We start from the raw sequence: 18,861 nt of genomic DNA on the forward strand, positions 1-18,861 counted from the left end.
TATTGAAAACAAAAAGGCCGAGCAATTGCTCGGCCTTTTTGTTTTCAATAGTCTCCAATTACTGCCATCCGCCACCAAGACTTCTATATAATTCAACTACAGCACTGAATTTATCAAACTTTATTTGAATGACTTCAAGCTCTGTGTTTAAAGCATTTTCCTGAGCATTAAGAACTTCAAGATAATTGGCTAAACCATTGTTAAGCAATTCTTTAGAATCAGATAAAGCTCTTTTGTAGGCTTCATACTCTTTGGTTTTTATTTCGACTCTTTGACTGGCATTTTGAAAATTGAGTAATGCATCAGAAACTTCTTTACTTGCTGTAAGTAGCGTTCTTTCAAAGTTAAGCAGAGCTTGTTCCTTTTCACTTAAAGCAACTTCATACTCGGTTCTTATTTGTCGCCTATTGAATATAGGTTGAGTTAACCCTCCTATCAAAGTCAGAAACAAAGAATTCGTTGAAATGAAATCTGCAGGTTCTAAACTTTGAAACCCTCCAGTTGCTGAAATTGTGATGGAAGGGTAAAATCTACTTTCTGCAGCATTGGTTAATTCGAACGCATTAATTAACTGATATTCTGCTGCAATCACATCTGGTCTATTTTCTAGAAGATCTGATGCTATTCCCGTAGTAAGGTCCTGGTTAATCTGTTGGGTAGAAAATTCACTTCGCTTAAAGTTTTGTGGGGATTCACCTTTCAATATAGAAAGTGTATTTTCTAAAAGCTTAATGTTATTTCTCAGATCTAGTAAAAGAGCTTCAGCTGCATAAACCTGAGCTTCAGTTTGATTTACAGCTACAGAGGTTAGATTTCCTGCCTCCTTAAGCGCAGCACTAGTCTCAAGACTCTTTTTACGGCTTTCTAATGTTTGTTCAGTAATTTTTATCTGCTCATCTAAAGCTAATATTTGATAATATCCTGAAGCGATTCTAGAAATTAAATCAGTCTTAACTGCTTTATGTGCTGCTTGAGTTTGCATAAATCTAGCTTGAGCAGCTCTTTTATTGCTTCTGATTTTACCCCAGATATCTGCTTCCCAGGATAAACTTGCATTGAGCTCATACTGATCAATAGAAGAGAAAAAGCTTCCAAACTGTGAATTTGGTGCTAGTTCCTGATGTGTAAAACTACCATTTAAATCTACGGTTGGATAATATCCAGCTTTACCTTGTTTGTAGTAAGCATTTGCAGCGTTTATTTGTTGTAATGCAATTCTAATATCCTGATTGTTTTCAAGAGCTTCATCAATATGATTTTGAAGAATGGTGTCTGTAAACATTTGCTTCCAGCTCACTTTTGAAATAGGAATAGAATCACTAGATAGCTGATCTGTTCTATAATTGATTGGGTCTATTTCTTCTTCTGGTCGTTCATAATCCTTAGCTACAAAGCAGGATTGCAGAGAAGATATACAGACGACTACGAAAATGGATTTAATAATATATTTCATGATCTATTCAGATTCTTTTAAATTAGTTTGAGATTTTTTGACTCTCGCCCTACTTGAAGGACTTACTTTTTCCTGTAACCATTGAAAAACAACAAAGAGAACTGGAATAACAAAAACTCCGATAACAGTTCCTACAAGTAAGCCTCCAGCCGCTCCTGTGCCAATAGAATTATTTCCTTTTGCTCCAACACCAGTAGCTAATACCAGAGGAAGAAGTCCTAAGATAAAAGCAAACGATGTCATTAGAATGGGTCTTAATCTTACTTTGGCTCCATCAAGTGCTGCATCGTAGATGCTCATACCTTCGTTTCGCCGCTGTATAGCAAATTCTACAATTAAAATGGCGTTCTTAGCAAGTAAACCAACTAACATAATTAGTGCTATTTGGAAATAAATGTTATTTTCCAGTCCAGCAAGATTAGTACTCCAAAAAGCTCCGGCTACTCCAATTGGTAATGAAAATATAACAGCAAATGGAAGCATATAACTTTCGTATTGCGCAGCAAGAAAGAAGTAGACAAATAAAATACTTAAAGCAAAAATAATTATAGATTGGCCGCTAGCTGCGATTTCTTCTCTAGTGATTCCTGAAAAGGCTATATCATAATCATTACCCAACTGTTGATCTGCTACATCACGGATAGATTGTATAGCATCACCAGAACTAAACCCTGGATTTGTGGATCCATTAATAGTTACTGCGTTATAAAGATTAAATCTGTTTATCACCTGAGGACCGTAAACTCTTTCTAACTCAACAAATTCTGAGACTGGTGAATTCTCACCAGAGGGTAACCTCACGAAAATACTGTTTAGGCTTTCTTTATCTTCACGGTCTTTAGGTAATGCTTGAACAAACACTCTATATTGTTTACCAAATCTAGAGAAATTGGATACAAAAAATCCACCTAAATACGATTGCATTGTCGATAAAACATCGTTTACAGATAAACCGCTTGCCTTAATTTTAGGCACATTTAAATTCAAATCATATTGTGGAAAGTCTGTACTAAATGAACTGTTGGCAAAAGCTATGCTTGGTTCTTGAAATAACCCCCCTACAAATTTTTCTGCTGTATTATCCAACTCATTTAATGAACCAGAAGATTTATCCAGAAGTTGCATTTCAAAACCGTCTGCAGCTCCATAACCTGGAACGCTGGGAGGAGTGAAAAATTGAATTTGGGCATCTGGAATGGTAGAAGTAACTTGATTTAGTTTTCCTACTATTGAGTTGATTTGTGTTGCATCAGATGTCCTTTTTTCCCAATTATCAAGAATGATGAATCCTTGAGCGTAAGAACTACCAGCTCCAGAGAAAAAGTTTCTGCCTGTAATCAAAGATGCAGTTCTAATACCTTCTATATTTTGTATTCTATCGTATACTTCCTCTGTAGCTTTAAAAGTTCTATCCAGAGAAGCGCCGACAGGTAGCTCCATATTCATAAATACAACTCCTCTATCTTCTGTGGGCACAAAACCTTTTGGTGTTAATTCATTAGCAAAATAAATAGCCACACCTGCAACTGCCAGAATAAGTAGTGTGACCCATTTCTGTCTTACCAAAAACTTTAATGAATTTACATATTTACTTCTTATTGCATTAAAACCAGCATTGAAAGCGTTGTAAAAACGTTGTAATAAATTGGGTTTATCTTTTTGTTCTTTTGGTGGTTTTAGAAATAAAGCACATAAAGCCGGGCTTAAAGTCAAGGCATTTATAGCAGAAATAAATATGGCGACTATTAATGTGACACCAAACTGTTCATAAAACACGCCTGCAGGTCCCTTTATGAATGTAATTGGAATAAATACAGCAGCCATAACGAGTGTTATAGAAACAATAGCGCCACTGATTTCACTCATTGCAGAGATAGATGCTTCTTTGGCACTTTCTGCACCCTCTTCAAGTTTAGCATATATAGCTTCAACTACAACAATCGCATCATCGACCACAATTCCAATAGCAAGGAGAAGTGCAAAAAGTGTTAAAAGGTTGATAGAATACCCAAATAAATTCAGAAAGAAAAAGGTTCCAATAATCGAAACTGGAACGGCGATAGCTGGTATTAAAGTTGATTTCAAATCTTGTAAAAAGAGAAAAACCACCAAGAAAACAAGTAAAAAAGCTTCAATAAGAGTTGTCTGGACTTTGTCTATAGAAGCAGTCAGAAATTCGTTTGTATCGTAATTGACAAGATATTCTACACCTTCAGGAAAGTTCTTTTCGAGATCATCCATTTTGTCATAGATCCTTTCAATTATCTCCTGTGCATTGGATCCGGGTGTCTGGAAAATACCAAAGTTAACACCCGGATAGCCTTTACTTCTTGATAATGAGTTATAAGAGAAAGCTTCAAGCTCTACTTTGGCTACATCTTTTAATCTAAGAAATTGATTATTATCAAATGTTTTTAAAATAATATTTCCATACTCTTCAGAAGTTTTGAGTCTACCTCTATAGGTAATCACATATTCAAAGGCTTTTCCAGCATTTTGTCCTACAGATCCCGCCGCAGCTTCTTGACTTTGCTCTCTTATAGCCGCAATGACTTCAGCTGAATTAATATTGTAATTCGCCATTTTATCTGGATCTAACCAGACTCGCATGGAATAATCCTTACCTCCGAATACAGAAACATTTGCAACACCATTAATTCGCTGTAATTCTGGTTTGATATTTATGTTTAGATAATTTTGAACATAAGTATCTGAATAATCTTCATTGGTAGAATAAATTGCAGCATAAAGTAATGCTGAATTCTGTTGCTTGGCTGTAATAACACCACTTCTTAATACTTCGTCAGGTAATACTGAATTTGCTCTGGCAACTCTATTTTGAACGTTTACGGCAGCAATATCTGGGTCATATTCCTGTTCAAAAAATACTGTAATAGTTGCACTACCATCATTACTTGCTGAAGAAGTAATGTAAGTCATACCTTCCACACCATTGATTTGCTCTTCAATAGGAATTATGACACTTTCCAAGATGGTTTCAGCATTGGCTCCTGGAAAACTTGTGGTGACTTGTACTGTTGGTGGTGCAATATCAGGATATTGAGTTACTGGTAATTCCTGTATTCCAAGAAGTCCCAACATTACAATTATGATGGAAACAACTGTAGATAAAACGGGTCTTTCTATAAATGTTTTTAGCATGATTTCTATTTAAAAACTTTATCAAATGAATTTACAATCGAATCCATTGTTGATGATACAGGTTTTATTTTGTCATTGTTTTTAATTTTATTGACACCTCTGCCAACTATTTTTTCACCTTTATTTACTCCAGATTTTATCACAAAATAAGGATCTGCCCTTACCACTTCAATCGCTTTTTCTGTGACTGTAGAATCTGATTCGTTAAGTTTGAAAACAAATTCTTTACCCTGCCGAGAAAATGTAGATATTCTTGGAATGACAATGGCATCTTCAGTATAAATAGGTATTTTAATTTTTCCTGTAAGCCCGTCTTTTAGTAATGAATTGGAATTATCAAAAGTAGCACGGAATCTTACAGTACCAGTTTGTCGGTTGACTTGACTAGAAATACTTGTGATTTTACCTTTATTTTGATATTCCTGCCCGTTGGACATAATCAAAATCACTTCAGGAAATGAAGAAATTAAATCTTCCTTTTCTTTCAAATTTTGATTAAATTTTGTGAGCATATTCAAGTAATCTTTCTCATTAACAGAGAAGTAAGAAAAAACTTTGTTCGTTTTAACTACTCTGGTCAATGGAAGCATGTCTGAAGGATTTATTAAAGCACCATCTCTGTAATTTATAGTTCCTACAAAGCCATCAACCGGACTTTGTATACTTGCGTAACTTACATTCGCATTGATACTATTAAGATTACTTTTAGCTGTTTCAAGTTGAGCTTTAGCTGTTTCTAACTGGTTCTGGCTAACAATGTTTTTTTCAACCAGAGGTTTTAACTTCTCAACTTCAATCTGAGCTGCATTGACTCTTGCTCTTGCTGCAGAGGCATCTCCACTCAGGCTTCTGGTTTCAAGTTCAAATAAAACTTCACCTTTTTTAACAGCCGCACCTTCTTCAACCAAAACATTTGTAATGTATCCTGAAACTTTAGCTCTTATTTCACTGCTGACGATTCCTTCTAGCTGAGTTGGATATTCAGAATAAGTAGTTACATCCATCGTTTCTGCTTTTATAATAGGAAGTTCTGGAGGAGGTGGTGCTTGTTGTTGACCTTGATTTTGACAGGAGCTTAACAATATTACTGTTAAGACAAGCAGGCAAACTAATTTATTTTTCATGTTGATCTAAGTTATGACTTGTTTGTTTAAGGTTATTTATTGTGTCAAGAATGTTTTCTTTCTCACTTTCAAGATGATTTTTGAAAATAGCGACAAGTTTTTTATTGAAATCTTGGTCATCTTTATATTTAATAACTTTGGAAAGCATCTTAATTTCCTTCTGAATTTTTTCTAAATGGGATTCAAGAGTATTACACAGATAATCACGCTTAGTTTTAAAATAGCGCTTTCTCTTGTCATCTTTATATATAAAATCCAAACGGTTTTCTTCAATTAAAAAGTTTAACTGGTTGGAAACAGAGCTTTTACTAGCTCCAGTTATTTCAATAATTTCTTCAAAAGTGAGGGATTCAGCTTTTGATAAAATGATAGAAGAATAGATTTTTGCAGCTAATGGAGGTAGATCGCGTTCGTTTACAAAGTGTGAGCTCAATTCCTCTATGAGATTGTGAGTTGAAGTGGGAACAGAGTCGTTTTTTTGTTTCATGAAACAAATGTAATTTTAGTTCGGTTACAAGCGAACCAAAACCACATAAATTAATGTTAATGACATGACTTTTAATTTTTACTTAAGGAATGTCTATTATAAAAATTAATAAATTTATTTCCTTATTGTTTGTTATTAGATTAATAGTATTAACAAAAAATTATAGTAAAGATTATTATTGTTTAATCTTTTTAAGATAGTTTTGAACAACTAAAAAAGTATAACTATGAAAAAAATAATTTTAAGTTTAAGTGTAATTGCCCTGATTGCATTTTCTTCATGCAAGAATAACGAAAGCAAAGAAAAAGAAACAGAAATGGAAGAAACAACTATGGAAGCTGAACCATCTTCTGAGGAAGCTAAGTCAGACCAACAGACCATAGTAGACATTGCATCTGGAAATGATGATTTTAGTACTCTAGTAACTGCTGTAAAAGCTGCAGGTTTAGTTGAGACATTAAGTAGTGATGGTCCTTTTACAGTCTTTGCACCTACCAATGATGCTTTTGGAAAATTACCAGAAGGCACATTGTCATCTTTATTAGAAACAGAGAATAAAGAAAAACTGACTGGCATTTTAACTTACCATGTTGTTTCTGGTGAATTTATGGCAGCAGATGTTGTAAGTGCTATCAAAGACAACAGTGGAAGTTTTACAATTCCAACCGTACAAGGTGAAGAATTAACTGCAACATTAGAGGGAGAAAATGTCATTTTAACAGATGCTAACGGTAATAAGACTACCGTTGTAATGACTGATGTTGATGCTTCTAACGGAGTTATCCATGCTATTGATGCTGTTGTGATGCCAAAATCATAAGGAAAGCACATTTTAAAAAGTTTGAAAACCCTTCAGTGATGAAGGGTTTTTTTATGCAGAATGTTGAGATTTAGGCCTAATTGGAATCATTTGAATTTAATTTGATGCTAAACCTGATAATTTGTAATCACTTTTTTGAATATAAACTTAGTTCTAATGTGGTTGTGAATTGAATAGGCAGGTAATTATATTTTTTTATTTAAATAAATAAAAACTCTTATCACTTCGGCTGTTGACGAAGTCACAGGTAATTCTTAATTTTAAAATAAATTTAAAGATGTCCAAACTTCAATCTATTTCAGTTACAGTTGATGCCGTTATCTTCTTTAAGGAAGAACAGGAAAGATTTCTGTTACTCATCAAAAGAAAAAGGGATCCATTTAAAAATCATTGGGCATTGCCAGGTGGTTTTATAGATGCTGATGAACTAGTTATTAATGCTTGTCAACGTGAATTAAAAGAGGAGACAAATTTAGATTTGAGTTTAGATCAATTTAGATTTTTAAGCTTCTATGATAAACCAAATCGTGACCCTAGAAGTAGGACAATTACTTTTGCATTTGTAGCTGAAATCGAAAATAGAATTGAAGTAAAAGGTGATGATGATGCCGATGAAGCTAAATGGTTCAATATTCAAAATTTACCTAAATTAGCTTTCGATCATCTTAAAATTATTAAAGATGCTCAAAACGCATAGTAAATTTAAAATTTAAAAAATTATGAGATTTCATACAAGAAAATGGATAAAACCAGAAGATTTAAATCCAAACGGGACCTTATTTGGAGGTAAACTCTTAGCGTGGATAGACGAGGAGGCTGCTTTGTATTCAATTATTCAACTGGAAAATCAAAAGACCGTTACCAAATATATGAGTGAAATTGATTTTAAAAGTTCAGCTCAACAAGGTGATATTGTAGAAATTGGGATTGAAGTCGTAAAATTTGGTACCGCTTCTCTTACATTGAAATGTGAAGTCAGAAATAAAATGACAAGGAAAACTATAATTGTTGTTGATAAAATTATAATGGTAAGTCTAGATGAAGATGGCAAGTCCAAACCACATGGGAAAACTAAAGTTGAATTTGTTAAAGACAGATTGATTAAGGAGTAATTAAGGCAAATACTTGCGTTCTACTACAAATGGACCAAAAGGTAAAATCGAACTTAAGAACACAATAAATAAAACTTTTACAGACCAGTTTAATTTTTCAAACATCCAATATCCACCAATAAGATAAAGTATAAAAAGGATACCATGAGCCATCCCTACAATTCTTACATATTCGGGCATTTCCCAAATGTATTTTAAGGGCATAGCTATAAAAAGTAATAACAGAAATGAAATGGCCTCAAGGATGCTTATCCATCTGAAGGCTTTTATTGAAGTATCATTCTTCGACATGTCTTTTTTGGTCAAAAATAAGGTTTACATGGCATTAATCTTATATTTTTGTAACTTGGAATTAAAATTTAACAAATTTATTAAATGAAAATACTTGTTACTGGAGGTCTTGGCTTTATAGGATCTCATACAGTCATTGCGTTGCAAAAAAAAGGATATGAAGTGATAATAATAGATAATCTTTCAAACTCTTCTTTAAAAGTGCTTGAGGGAATCACTAGTATTTCATTTAAAACTCCAGAATTCGAGAAGCTGGATTTAAGAGATAAACTTGGTTTAAAAGAATTTTTTGTAAAACATCAGGATGTGTCTGGTGTCATTCATTTTGCAGCTTCGAAAGCTGTAGGAGAAAGTGTTGAAAATCCGCTACTCTATTACGAAAATAATATCGCAGCTCTTACATATTTGCTACAGAATCTTGTGAAATTACCAGAGCAAAATATCATTTTTAGTTCTTCATGTACCGTTTACGGTGAAGCTGAAGACCTACCTATTTCTGAGGGGGCTCCAGTAAAGAAAGCGATGTCTCCTTATGGAAATACAAAACAAATCGGTGAAGAAATTATAACTGATACATGTAAAGCAAACGATAAACTGAAGGCGATCTCACTTAGATATTTTAATCCCATAGGTGCACATCCTACCGCAGAAATTGGCGAGTTGCCTTTAGGAACACCACAAAATTTAGTTCCTTTTATTACACAAACGGCAATTGGAAAACGCAAAGAATTATCTGTTTTCGGAGATAATTATCCTACCGAAGATGGAACTTGTATACGAGATTATATTCATGTTATGGATTTGGCAGAAGCTCATGTGGTGGCTTTAGAAAGAATCATGAGTTCTAAAAGCAAGGAAAATTTCGAGGTTTTTAATGTAGGGACGGGAATTGGTTCATCAGTCTTAGATGTCATAAAGGCTTTTGAAAGTGCTTCCGGAGAAAATTTAAAGTACAAAATTGTGGATAGAAGACCTGGGGATGTGGTTGCTGCTTATGCAGATACCCAAAAAGCCAACAAAACCTTGGGCTGGAAAGCTAAAAGAAGTTTAGGACAAGCTTTGAAAGACGCTTGGGAATGGGAAAAAAGTCAGGATAAGTCATAATTCATTAATTTTTTATCATGAAAATTTTAAGTGCTTCACAATTAGCAGATTTGGACAGCTTTAGTTGTAAGGAACAGCGCATAAGTTCATGGGAATTAATGGAGCGAGCCGCTGGATTGGCTTACGAAGAAATTAGTAGTAGTTTAGAGTCAACTTCACAGATGATTAAAGTTCTTGCTGGTCCAGGCAATAATGGTGGCGATGGATTGGCCATAGCTTACTTTTTAGCTCGGGACGGTTTTGATGTAGAAGTCTACCTTGTCAACTTTACATCTTCGCGATCTGATGATAATCAAAAAAATCTTGTAAGACTGAAAAATCAATCAAAATGCAAGATTGAAGATATTGATGAAGACTCAAAGGTTCCTAGTTTTAACTCTAACGACATTATTATAGATTCCATTTTTGGTGTAGGTCTGAATAGACCAATGCCAGAATTTGTTCAAAAATTAATAAAATCTGTCAATAAGCATTCTTTTAAAACTATTGCTATAGATATCCCTAGTGGAATGTACATGGATAAATCCATAAATGAAGATGAGCAAGTTTTCAAATCAGATTTAACTCTTACTTTCCAGACTCCAAAACTTTCATTTTATTTACCTGATTATTCTGATTTTATTGGAGAAGTTAAAATTATAGACATTGGTTTAAGCCAGAAACGCTTAAGTGAAATTTCATCTGAATTTACTTTCGTAGACCTAAATTTCACGAAAACACTTTATCAGCTAAGATCTAGATTTTCACATAAAGGAACCTATGGTCACGCTGTTTTGATTGGTGGCAGTCGTCTTATGTTAGGCAGTGTCATTCTTTCTTCCAAGTCTTGCATGCGTTCTGGTGTGGGTAAAACAAGTGTGTTGATGCCAAGTCGAGGATATTCTGCTTTGATTCAACATTTGCCAGAAGCTATGATTATAGAAAATACATCTGAAGAATTTATTAGCTATAAAAAGCTCGATTTCAATGCAGATGCGATTGGAATCGGTGTAGGTATTGGAACATCTAAAGATGCCTTAAAAGCTTTGAGCAACTGGTTAGAAAACTCCAAACAACCACTAGTAATTGATGCCGATGCTCTAAATCTTATTGCAGAGCATAAAGCTTTGCAGCGGCAAATTCCGAAGAAATCTATATTGACACCACATCCGGGAGAGTTAAGAAGATTAATTGGAAGCTGGAAAGACGATTTTGAAAAGTTAGAAAAAATTAAAAATTTCTCAACAAAACATGACGTAATCATTCTAGGAAAAGATGCTTTCAGTCTTTGTGTCTACAAAAATAAGGTTTTTGTGAATTCAACAGGAAATTCAGGGATGGCTACTGCGGGTAGTGGTGATGTTTTGACTGGTTTGGTTACTGGATTGCTAGCTCAAGGTTATTCAAGTCTGAATGCAGCTACAATCGGGATGTTTTTACATGGTATGGCTGGAGATTTGGCTGCTAAAGAAACCTCCCAAGAAAGCTTGATTGCTTCAGACATTACTAATCATTTAGGTTATTCTTTTTCCAAACTTAAGGATTGAACAATTCTTAAATATTATATTTGAAAAAAGATTATTAAATGTCACAAATCCATTATATAGATTCTACAGTACTTGGCTTTTCACAAATACAAACTTTAATTGACGACAATTATAAATTAGCCCTAAGCGAAGAAGCTACTTGCAAAATCAATAAATCCAGAGCTTATCTTGACCAGAAACAAAAGGAAAGTAAAAATCCTATTTATGGGGTAAATACAGGGTTTGGATCTTTGTGTAATATTAAAATTGACGAAGATAAACTTACCTTTTTACAAGAGAATCTTGTAATGTCACATGCTTGCGGAACTGGAGATAGGGTAGAGGAGTCGGTTGTGAAATTGATGTTATTACTAAAAATACAATCTTTAAGCTACGGTTATTCTGGAGTTTCTATTGAGTTGGTTGAAAGATTAATCGATTTTTATAACAGAGGAATTTTTCCTGTGATTTATGAACTAGGTTCATTGGGGGCTTCTGGAGATTTAGCACCTCTTGCACACTTGGCTTTACCCCTTATTGGAAAAGGAGAAGTTTTAATAGATCAAAAAGTTGAAAAATCTTCTGTTCTGAAAGAAAAATTTGGCTGGGAGCCCTTGGTACTTCAATCTAAAGAAGGTTTGGCATTGTTGAATGGAACTCAATTTATGAGCGCTCATTTGCTTAGAAATGTTTTAAAGACTAAACGACTGATGAAATGGGCAGATACAATCGCAGCTATTTCAATAGACGCTTTCGATTGTAATTTATCTCCTTTTGATAGTTTGGTTCATAAAGTGCGACCACATAGAGGTCAAATAGAAACAGCAAAAACAATTCTCAAGCTACTCGAAGGGAGTGAGATAGGAGGAGTCCAAAAACAAAACGTACAGGATCCTTACTCTTTTCGATGTGTGCCTCAGGTTCACGGAGCTACAAGAGATGCGCTCCGTTATGTTGAACAAACTTTGCTAACGGAAATAAATAGTGTGACCGATAATCCTAATATTTTTTCAGATGAAGATAAAATAATATCTGGAGGGAATTTTCATGGTCAACCCTTAGCTATTTCAGCAGATGTGATGGCTATTGCAGTAAGTGAAATAGGTAATATCTCTGAGCGTAGAATTTATCAGTTGGTTTCAGGTCTCCGTGGCTTACCAACATTTTTAGTAAGTTCGCCAGGACTTCATAGTGGTTTTATGATACCTCAATACACTGCAGCAAGTATTGTAAGTCAAAACAAACAGTTGTGCACACCAGCAAGTGTAGATTCTATTGTGTCTTCCAATGGTCAGGAAGATCATGTGAGTATGGGTGCAAATGCAGTGACTAAGCTCTCGAGAATTGTTGATAATGTAGAACGTGTTTTGGCGATAGAACTATTCAATGCTTCACAAGCCATATATTTTAGACTTCCTCTTAGAAGTTCAGATGCTATTGAATATATTTTAAAAGAGTTTCGGAAATTAGTTCCGTTTGTAAAAGATGATAAAGTGATGGCTACAGAAATTCAAAAATCAATTTCTTTTTTAAGAAGTTATAAAATTTAATATTGCATTGTTTATTAACTTATTTTTGTAAGAAATTAAATTCAAATATGATGATTAAAAAAATTGCTTTACCATTATCGATGTTATTATTAATATTTATTACCGCATGTGCTACTAAGGTAAACTTTCCTGTTTCCCAAGTTGCTCCAGGCGCAGATATTACCGCCAAAGTAAAAAAGGACGGTAATGATAATTACAAAATAGACCTTAAGGCTGAAAATTTGACTTCTCCAGATCGCTTAGACCCTCCAAAAGAAATGTATGTGGTTTGGATCGAAACTGCAAGAGGAACTAAAAATATCGGAAAAATAAATATGTCTTCGAGTCTGTTTTCTAGTACAAGAAAAGGGTCCTTAAGTACCACAACAGCTTTTGAACCTAAACGAATTATCATAACAGCTGAAAATACGTCAAGTAATAATGAGCCTGGCACATTTGTAATTGTGACTTCTGATAATTTTTAGCTGAAATTAAAAATTTAAGTATAAAAAAACCATCTGCCTGAGGCAGATGGTTTTTTTATACCTTTAAAAAGTAATTTATTTTTCTAAAGTAATAGTTCTTGTAGTAGAATTAAATGGACCTGGTATTGGCTTTAAATCCTCATCAACTAAAGTGATTTGAATTTTATTTTCACCCAGTGGCATATTTTCAATAACATGAGGAACCCATTCATTAATTAAATACTCTTCGTTATTATTTACCACTACTTTCACCTTATTCCCATTTTCACTGATTTCAGTTCCTACCAAGAAAAAATCAAGAAGAACTTTTTCTGTATCTTTTCCTTTGTAAGTTCCTTTTGGTCTGCTGTAGAATAAATGTTCTCCGGAAAAATCGATATCCATTTTTTGATCTTCAGATGGATTACCAGCTACGATTTTTTTCACCACAAAAGAACTTGGGTTTTTTACAGCCTCATGATAAGATCTGGATAGGAATGCTAGTAAAACATGTTCTCCTTCTTCGATGTCTTTTGAGAATTCACTTTCATAGTGAGCTGAATAAGGGCCATTGTCTAAAATGAAATGTATATGTTGACCATTTCCTGAATTTGCTAGGCCGTTTTCACCTGCGTTTTCTGTTTGAACTCCAAGTTCGTAGTTTTCAACCTTAAAGTCAAAATCTACAGAGCCTGCAGGTACTTCAATAACATCACCACCTGGGTGGGTTAAGGTAGCTTCTGAATATTCTGGAGATTCCTCCATTAATGGAGTAATAGTTACAAGTGTATCAGTTACACCAACAGCTTCTTTTTTGTCTTCTTCTTTATCTTTTTTCTTCCCCTCGTTACATCCTACCGCAAGGAGTAAACTGAGTGCAAAAGTTAATAAACCTATTTTTTTCATGATTATTTGATTTAAATTTAATTGTAAATGTAGCCTAAATACTGAGTTTGCTAAAATTTAAGCATTAACTTAACATTACTTTTAGTTTACTAATTCTGATGAAATATCTATATCGGATTCTAAAGTTTTGTGCACAGGACATCTATCTCCAATTTCATATAAACGCTTAATTTGTGATTCGTCTAGGTTTCCTTTGATTTCTACTTTTTTGTAGAAAAAGTCTTTTTGTGTAGTTTTTCCGTTTTCATTTTCAACTTTTCTTTTCTCATGATCCACATGGACGTACACTTCTTCAAGTTCCCATTTTTTGTGTCGAGCATAGACATGAAGAGTCATCGCAGTACATTCAGCAAGTCCTGCTGTAAGGAAATCGTATGGAGCTGGACCAAAGTTATTTCCATCGTGATCTTCCGGTTCATCTCCTATTAAACTAAAATCTCCAACTTTAAGATGTGTTGTAAATTTATCTTCATCCTTTAGAAATGCTGCTGACTGACTATCTGAAGACATCGCAGGATTCTCTTTTTTACTAAGATCCAGGCAGTTGGAAGCCCAGTGCCCAATAAGATTCCCAATGTAAGATGCATCAATATTTTCATTCAGAAGATGATCCGCTTTATCCAAACTGATAAAGCTTTTGGGATGATGAGCCCATTTATAGAGTTCTTCTGCATTTTTGATATCCACAATTTGATCTTGTGGCGAGTGCATAATTAAAAAAGGCTTCTTTAAATCACCTAAAAATGATTTTGTATCCATTGTTTTTAAAACCTCTAAAAAATGCTTTTTAATATTAAAGTCTTTTCCTCCAATATTTACAAGGGCTTCATCATTTTTTGTAATAGTGTCAACACTATCCTTTATCAAATTCTGAACATGAGAAGGTTGAGAAGGACTTGCTATGGTTGCAATAGCCTTAATATTATCCAATTTTTTGGCAGCATACAAAGCTGCTGTGCCGCCAAGTGAATGACCAATGATCAAGCTTGGAGCTTTATATTCTTTCGCAAGAAATTTAGAAGCTTCAAGCAAATCCTCTATATCATGAGAAAAATTGGTGTCTTCAAATTCACCTTCGCTTTGCCCTAGACCAGTAAAATCAAATCTTAAGACTGCTATTCCAAGTTCTGTTAATGCAGAAGATATTTCTCTTATTACTTTTAGGTTTTTACCACAGGTGAAACAGTGGGCAAAAATCGCATAAGCTTTTGGATGCTGCGTTTCTGGAAATTGTAATCGACCAACAAGTTGATCTCCATTTTTATTATTAAACTTTACTACTTTGAGTCCCATGCTAACTATCTTAAAATTAGTTTTGAAATAAGCTCCCGACCCAGACTTTCGTTGAGTGTTTTGATAATTTTCTCCTTACCATAACTCAACTCTTCCCTTAATGTTGAAGAAGACAAATGAACGGTGAGTATATTATTTTTGAATTTGATCTCGTTCGTGTAATTTTTGATCGCTGGTCCAAGTTGAGTCATCCATGCATTTTCAACATCCACCTTATTCAAACCAGGATTTAACCTGTGCTTGTTTTTAAAGATTTCCATCAAATCTTTCATAGACTGCTCTTCATTTGCTCTTTTATTTTTCATCTAAGTCTATAGTTTTGGGGTTGTGTCTTTTATAGGTGTAAATAAAGTTTTGTTTGTTTTTCACCACAAACTTATCTTCTTCAATGCTCAGCAAAGTTTCAGACCAGGTGTCATATTCATTTTTATAAACTAACACCAAACTATCCTCATAATCTTCTATCGTGAAGTACTCTCTGTTTTGAGAAGATTGATAATTCCCAAGTAAATTTGGTTGCATTTTTTTTCTGAATCCAATAGAATCTTCAATTTGAAAATAATCCACCATTTGATTCATTTCATAGGACTTATCTCCATAAGGCGTCTCTGCTTTTTCAATTTCCCAAAACCCATTAAGTTTTGAAACTTCTTTAAAGTCAGGCTTTGAGTTGCAGGAAACTAGTATTACAAAACTAATCAGTAAATAATTAAACTTCATGTTCTAGATTTATCATTTTATATTGAGTCGCATTTTTCTTCACAACTTCTTCCGTACGTTCTGGGTGCGTATCACTGATGCACATTTGCCCAAGTTCAGCATTAGTCACCATTTTTACGATTTGGGAAACCCGATCTTCATCAAGTTTATCAAAAATATCATCCATGAGTAAAATTGGTTTAACACCATAATGAGATTTTAAAAAATCATATTGCGCAAACTTTAATGCAATCAAATAAGATTTTTGCTGACCCTGAGATCCAAACTTCTTTACAGAATGTGATTTTATTTTGAAAACCAAATCATCCTTATGTGAACCATAATTAGAAAACTGACGCTGTAAATCGGTTTTTATACCTGATTTTAAAATCGATTTAAATGACTCTTCATCATTAAACTGACTTCTATAGGTTAAACTGATGTTTTCTCTGGAACTGCTTATTTCCTGATACCTTTTTTGAAGAATAGGTTTGAATTCTTCTATAAATTCACGTCGCTTTTCAAAAATAAGTTGTCCGAGTTCAATGATTTGGTCATCATAAACCTCAAGACTTGTTTCGTCATAAGTTCTGTTAGCAGCAAAATATTTTAGTAAGGCATTGCGTTGCGAAAGGATTTTATTGTAACTCAATAAAGTATCCAGATATAATTTGTCTCCTTGTGAGATCACACCATCCATGAATTTTCTTCGGGTTTCACTACCTTCAAGAATAAGATCACGGTCTGTAGGAGAGATAATGACAAGAGGGATGGTTCCGATATGATCACTTAATTTCTCATAATCTTTTCCATTTCTTTTGATTAATTTACGTTGCCCTTTTTTGAACGAAGTGATTATTTTCTCAGATTTTCCTTCATTTATAAAATCTGCCTCCAGCATAAAAAACTCTTCACCGTGCTTCACATTCTGACTTGTAATAGGGTTGAAATAACTTTTTCCAAATGCAAGGTGATAAATGGCATCAAGAATATTGGTCTTTCCGATTCCATTTTTACCGACAAAGCAATTTATTTTAGAATCGAACTCTAAAGTCAGTTGTTCAAAATTCTTATAATTGATAAGTGTCAGTTTATTTAAAATCATGTGATTAATTCAATTTACTTTTTGCTGTAAATGCTGGTATTTTACTTCTGATTTCAATAGAAGTCGAAATGTAAAAATATCAAATAAATAGTGTATTGTATATGGAATAAAATTATATTTTTGCTCAATAGAATAAAATACAATTATGGCATCATACAAGAAAAGAGGTTACAAACCAAATAACAAAGCTGAACGCGAAGAGCAGATTGAAAACGAATCTACAACAGCTGAAGTGTTTAGTACATTAGATGAAGGCGCAAGTTCTACAGAGCGGTTTTTATCTAAATATCAAAAGCCTATTTTTGGTGTGATCATCGCCATTGCAGTTGTTATCCTAGGATTTTTGGGCTACCAGAAATTTATTCAGGAGCCAAATGAAGCAGAGGCTGCAAATGAGATGAATCAAGCTCAGCAGTTTTTTGATTCTGCTATAGAAGCTTCTGGTGCAGAGCAGGACTCACTTTTTACAAGATCTCTACAAGGCGGAAATGGTAAATTTGGCTTTCAAGATATTGCTTCTAATTATAGTGGTACAAAAGCTGGAGAATTAGCTAACTATTACGCAGGTATATCTCATTTGAATCTAGGAAACTATCAAGACGCAATTGAATACTTAGACAAATTCAACGCTGATGATGAGATTTTAACTCCATTAGCAAAAGGTTCTATAGGTGATGCGTTTTTGCAATTAGATCAGCCAGAAGAAGCTTTAGATTACTTTGAAAAAGCTGCTAATCTTAGAAAAAATGAATTTACAACTCCTAAGTTTTTACTTAAAGCTGCTATTACTGCAATTAGTTTGGAAGATGGTGAAACTGCAAAAAAACACTTGAACAGAATTAAAGACGAGTTTCCAAATTCTACCGAAGCTAGAAATGCAGACGTATACTTAGGACAAGCAGAAGTTCTTTAAAATGGCTACTTCAGAAAAAAATCTTTCGGTTTACGATAAGGATAAACTCCCTGATGCCAAAGACATGAAAATTGGTCTTGTGGTTTCAGAATGGAATCCTGACATTACAGAAAATCTTTTCCAGGGTGCTTTCGATACTTTAATGGATGTTGGAGCTATCAAGGAAAATATTATAAGATGGAATGTTCCTGGCAGTTTTGAACTTCCTTACGGATGTAAAAAAATGCAGGAAAGTTTTGAGATGCTAGATGCCATAGTGGCAATTGGTAATGTGATTCAGGGAGAAACCAAGCATTTTGATTTTGTTTGTCAAGGTTTAACCCAAGGGATTATGGATTTAAATCTTAAAAATGATATTCCAGTAATTTTTTGTGTATTGACCGATAACACCAAGGAACAGTCTGAAGCCCGTTCAGGCGGAATTCATGGTAACAAAGGTTCAGAAGCTGCAATTGCTGCTATTAAAATGGCACAACTTCGCAAGGATGCTAAATTCTACAAATCGAATTAATCTATTAAAAGAAATTCGCTAGCTTTAAAAAGGTTTAAGCCTCATGAATTGATGGAAATTCTTTAATTTTGAATTCTCATCAAAAGATATGTTTAAATTAAAGTCGCTTAAATTAAGAAAGAATTCTAGGTATAACTATACTCCCAGATATTACAAGGGTAAGGATACTGGAAATCCATATAGTTTTGATTCTAAATTTGCTAAATATAAAGAGACGCATAATTCTGTAGATTTTGGCTCGCATTGGGCAGAAGCGCGAGAGAGTTCTAGAAATAGAAATAATCGTGGTGTAAATAGGACTATAATTATAATCGTACTGATTTTAACTTTTATCTTTTTATGGATCATCGATTTTGATCTATCAATTTTTTCTTCACAATAGT

The 18,861-nt window shown here is 33.9% G+C and carries 20 protein-coding genes; 10 read left to right on the plus strand and 10 right to left on the minus strand.

The window, feature by feature from the left end:
* Positions 1-58: 58 nt before the first annotated feature.
* Genes ACFQ0R_RS01030 through ACFQ0R_RS01045 form a run of 4 tightly spaced genes read right to left on the minus strand, consistent with a single transcriptional unit; the run spans position 59 to position 6,226 of the window.
* Positions 59-1,453, minus strand: a complete 1,395-nt coding sequence (locus ACFQ0R_RS01030) for an efflux transporter outer membrane subunit (protein ID WP_379656510.1) — start codon at positions 1,451-1,453, stop codon at positions 59-61.
* A gap of 3 nt (positions 1,454-1,456) precedes the next feature.
* On the minus strand, positions 1,457-4,615 hold the full coding sequence (locus ACFQ0R_RS01035) for an efflux RND transporter permease subunit (protein ID WP_379656511.1): 3,159 nt from the start codon (positions 4,613-4,615) through the stop codon (positions 1,457-1,459).
* 5 nt (positions 4,616-4,620) lie between these two features.
* Entirely contained in the window at positions 4,621-5,739 is a 1,119-nt protein-coding gene (locus ACFQ0R_RS01040; protein WP_379656512.1) for an efflux RND transporter periplasmic adaptor subunit, read from the minus strand.
* Positions 5,729-6,226, minus strand: a complete 498-nt coding sequence (locus tag ACFQ0R_RS01045; protein WP_379656513.1) for a GbsR/MarR family transcriptional regulator — start codon at positions 6,224-6,226, stop codon at positions 5,729-5,731. The genes ACFQ0R_RS01040 and ACFQ0R_RS01045 overlap by 11 nt, the downstream gene beginning before the upstream one ends.
* A gap of 226 nt (positions 6,227-6,452) precedes the next feature.
* Here ACFQ0R_RS01045 and ACFQ0R_RS01050 point away from each other — a divergent pair, with 226 nt between their 5' ends.
* The 3 genes from ACFQ0R_RS01050 to ACFQ0R_RS01060 all read left to right on the plus strand — a co-directional run bounded on the left by ACFQ0R_RS01050 (position 6,453) and on the right by ACFQ0R_RS01060 (position 8,158).
* Positions 6,453-7,046, plus strand: coding sequence for a fasciclin domain-containing protein (locus tag ACFQ0R_RS01050; protein WP_379656514.1), 594 nt, complete (start codon positions 6,453-6,455; stop codon positions 7,044-7,046).
* A 277-nt stretch (positions 7,047-7,323) separates the two neighbouring features.
* Positions 7,324-7,743 (plus strand): NUDIX domain-containing protein, encoded by a 420-nt coding sequence (locus ACFQ0R_RS01055; RefSeq protein ID WP_379656515.1) that lies wholly within the window; start codon positions 7,324-7,326, stop codon positions 7,741-7,743.
* A gap of 22 nt (positions 7,744-7,765) precedes the next feature.
* Positions 7,766-8,158 carry an acyl-CoA thioesterase gene (locus ACFQ0R_RS01060; RefSeq protein ID WP_379656516.1) on the plus strand — a complete coding sequence of 131 codons (393 nt, stop codon included), beginning with the start codon at positions 7,766-7,768 and terminating at the stop codon, positions 8,156-8,158.
* Here the strand turns inward: ACFQ0R_RS01060 and ACFQ0R_RS01065 are convergent, their stop codons facing one another.
* Positions 8,159-8,449: a DUF3817 domain-containing protein gene (locus tag ACFQ0R_RS01065; protein WP_379656517.1), complete on the minus strand. Its 291-nt coding sequence runs from the start codon at positions 8,447-8,449 to the stop codon at positions 8,159-8,161. It abuts the gene before it with no gap.
* 84 nt (positions 8,450-8,533) lie between these two features.
* On the opposite strand from ACFQ0R_RS01065, the gene galE reads away from it, so the two are divergent.
* Genes galE through ACFQ0R_RS01085 form a run of 4 tightly spaced genes read left to right on the plus strand, consistent with a single transcriptional unit; the run spans position 8,534 to position 13,072 of the window.
* Positions 8,534-9,553, plus strand: a complete 1,020-nt coding sequence (gene galE, locus ACFQ0R_RS01070) for a UDP-glucose 4-epimerase GalE (RefSeq protein ID WP_379656518.1) — start codon at positions 8,534-8,536, stop codon at positions 9,551-9,553.
* A gap of 17 nt (positions 9,554-9,570) precedes the next feature.
* Positions 9,571-11,079 carry an NAD(P)H-hydrate dehydratase gene (locus ACFQ0R_RS01075; RefSeq protein WP_379656519.1) on the plus strand — a complete coding sequence of 503 codons (1,509 nt, stop codon included), beginning with the start codon at positions 9,571-9,573 and terminating at the stop codon, positions 11,077-11,079.
* A gap of 38 nt (positions 11,080-11,117) precedes the next feature.
* Entirely contained in the window at positions 11,118-12,608 is a 1,491-nt protein-coding gene (hutH, locus tag ACFQ0R_RS01080; protein ID WP_379656520.1) for a histidine ammonia-lyase, read from the plus strand.
* A gap of 47 nt (positions 12,609-12,655) precedes the next feature.
* Positions 12,656-13,072, plus strand: coding sequence for a hypothetical protein (locus ACFQ0R_RS01085; protein WP_379656521.1), 417 nt, complete (start codon positions 12,656-12,658; stop codon positions 13,070-13,072).
* A 75-nt stretch (positions 13,073-13,147) separates the two neighbouring features.
* Here the strand turns inward: ACFQ0R_RS01085 and ACFQ0R_RS01090 are convergent, their stop codons facing one another.
* From ACFQ0R_RS01090 to recF, 5 genes are all read right to left on the minus strand, one after another.
* Positions 13,148-13,957 carry a hypothetical protein gene (locus ACFQ0R_RS01090; protein WP_379656522.1) on the minus strand — a complete coding sequence of 270 codons (810 nt, stop codon included), beginning with the start codon at positions 13,955-13,957 and terminating at the stop codon, positions 13,148-13,150.
* A gap of 81 nt (positions 13,958-14,038) precedes the next feature.
* Positions 14,039-15,250 carry a bifunctional alpha/beta hydrolase/OsmC family protein gene (locus tag ACFQ0R_RS01095; protein WP_379656523.1) on the minus strand — a complete coding sequence of 404 codons (1,212 nt, stop codon included), beginning with the start codon at positions 15,248-15,250 and terminating at the stop codon, positions 14,039-14,041.
* 5 nt (positions 15,251-15,255) lie between these two features.
* The gene (locus tag ACFQ0R_RS01100; RefSeq protein ID WP_379656524.1) at positions 15,256-15,555 is read right to left on the minus strand and encodes a DUF721 domain-containing protein; all 300 of its coding nucleotides are present in this window, start codon (positions 15,553-15,555) and stop codon (positions 15,256-15,258) included.
* Positions 15,545-15,970: a hypothetical protein gene (locus ACFQ0R_RS01105; RefSeq protein WP_379656525.1), complete on the minus strand. Its 426-nt coding sequence runs from the start codon at positions 15,968-15,970 to the stop codon at positions 15,545-15,547. The genes ACFQ0R_RS01100 and ACFQ0R_RS01105 overlap by 11 nt, the downstream gene beginning before the upstream one ends.
* A complete protein-coding gene (gene recF / locus ACFQ0R_RS01110; RefSeq protein WP_379656526.1) occupies positions 15,960-17,054 on the minus strand; it encodes a DNA replication/repair protein RecF in 1,095 nt (364 codons plus the stop codon). Before recF ends, ACFQ0R_RS01105 begins: the two co-directional genes overlap by 11 nt.
* A gap of 145 nt (positions 17,055-17,199) precedes the next feature.
* Between recF and ACFQ0R_RS01115 the strand changes: the two genes are divergently transcribed.
* The 3 genes from ACFQ0R_RS01115 to ACFQ0R_RS01125 all read left to right on the plus strand — a co-directional run bounded on the left by ACFQ0R_RS01115 (position 17,200) and on the right by ACFQ0R_RS01125 (position 18,860).
* Positions 17,200-17,967 (plus strand): tetratricopeptide repeat protein, encoded by a 768-nt coding sequence (locus ACFQ0R_RS01115; protein ID WP_379656527.1) that lies wholly within the window; start codon positions 17,200-17,202, stop codon positions 17,965-17,967.
* 1 nt (position 17,968) lies between these two features.
* A complete protein-coding gene (gene ribH / locus ACFQ0R_RS01120) occupies positions 17,969-18,478 on the plus strand; it encodes a 6,7-dimethyl-8-ribityllumazine synthase (RefSeq protein WP_379656528.1) in 510 nt (169 codons plus the stop codon).
* A gap of 88 nt (positions 18,479-18,566) precedes the next feature.
* On the plus strand, positions 18,567-18,860 hold the full coding sequence (locus ACFQ0R_RS01125; protein ID WP_379656529.1) for a hypothetical protein: 294 nt from the start codon (positions 18,567-18,569) through the stop codon (positions 18,858-18,860).
* Position 18,861: the final 1 nt, after the last annotated feature.

The sequence above is a fragment of the Psychroflexus salinarum genome (genome assembly GCF_042677225.1).
Lineage (GTDB): Bacteria > Bacteroidota > Bacteroidia > Flavobacteriales > Flavobacteriaceae > Psychroflexus > Psychroflexus salinarum.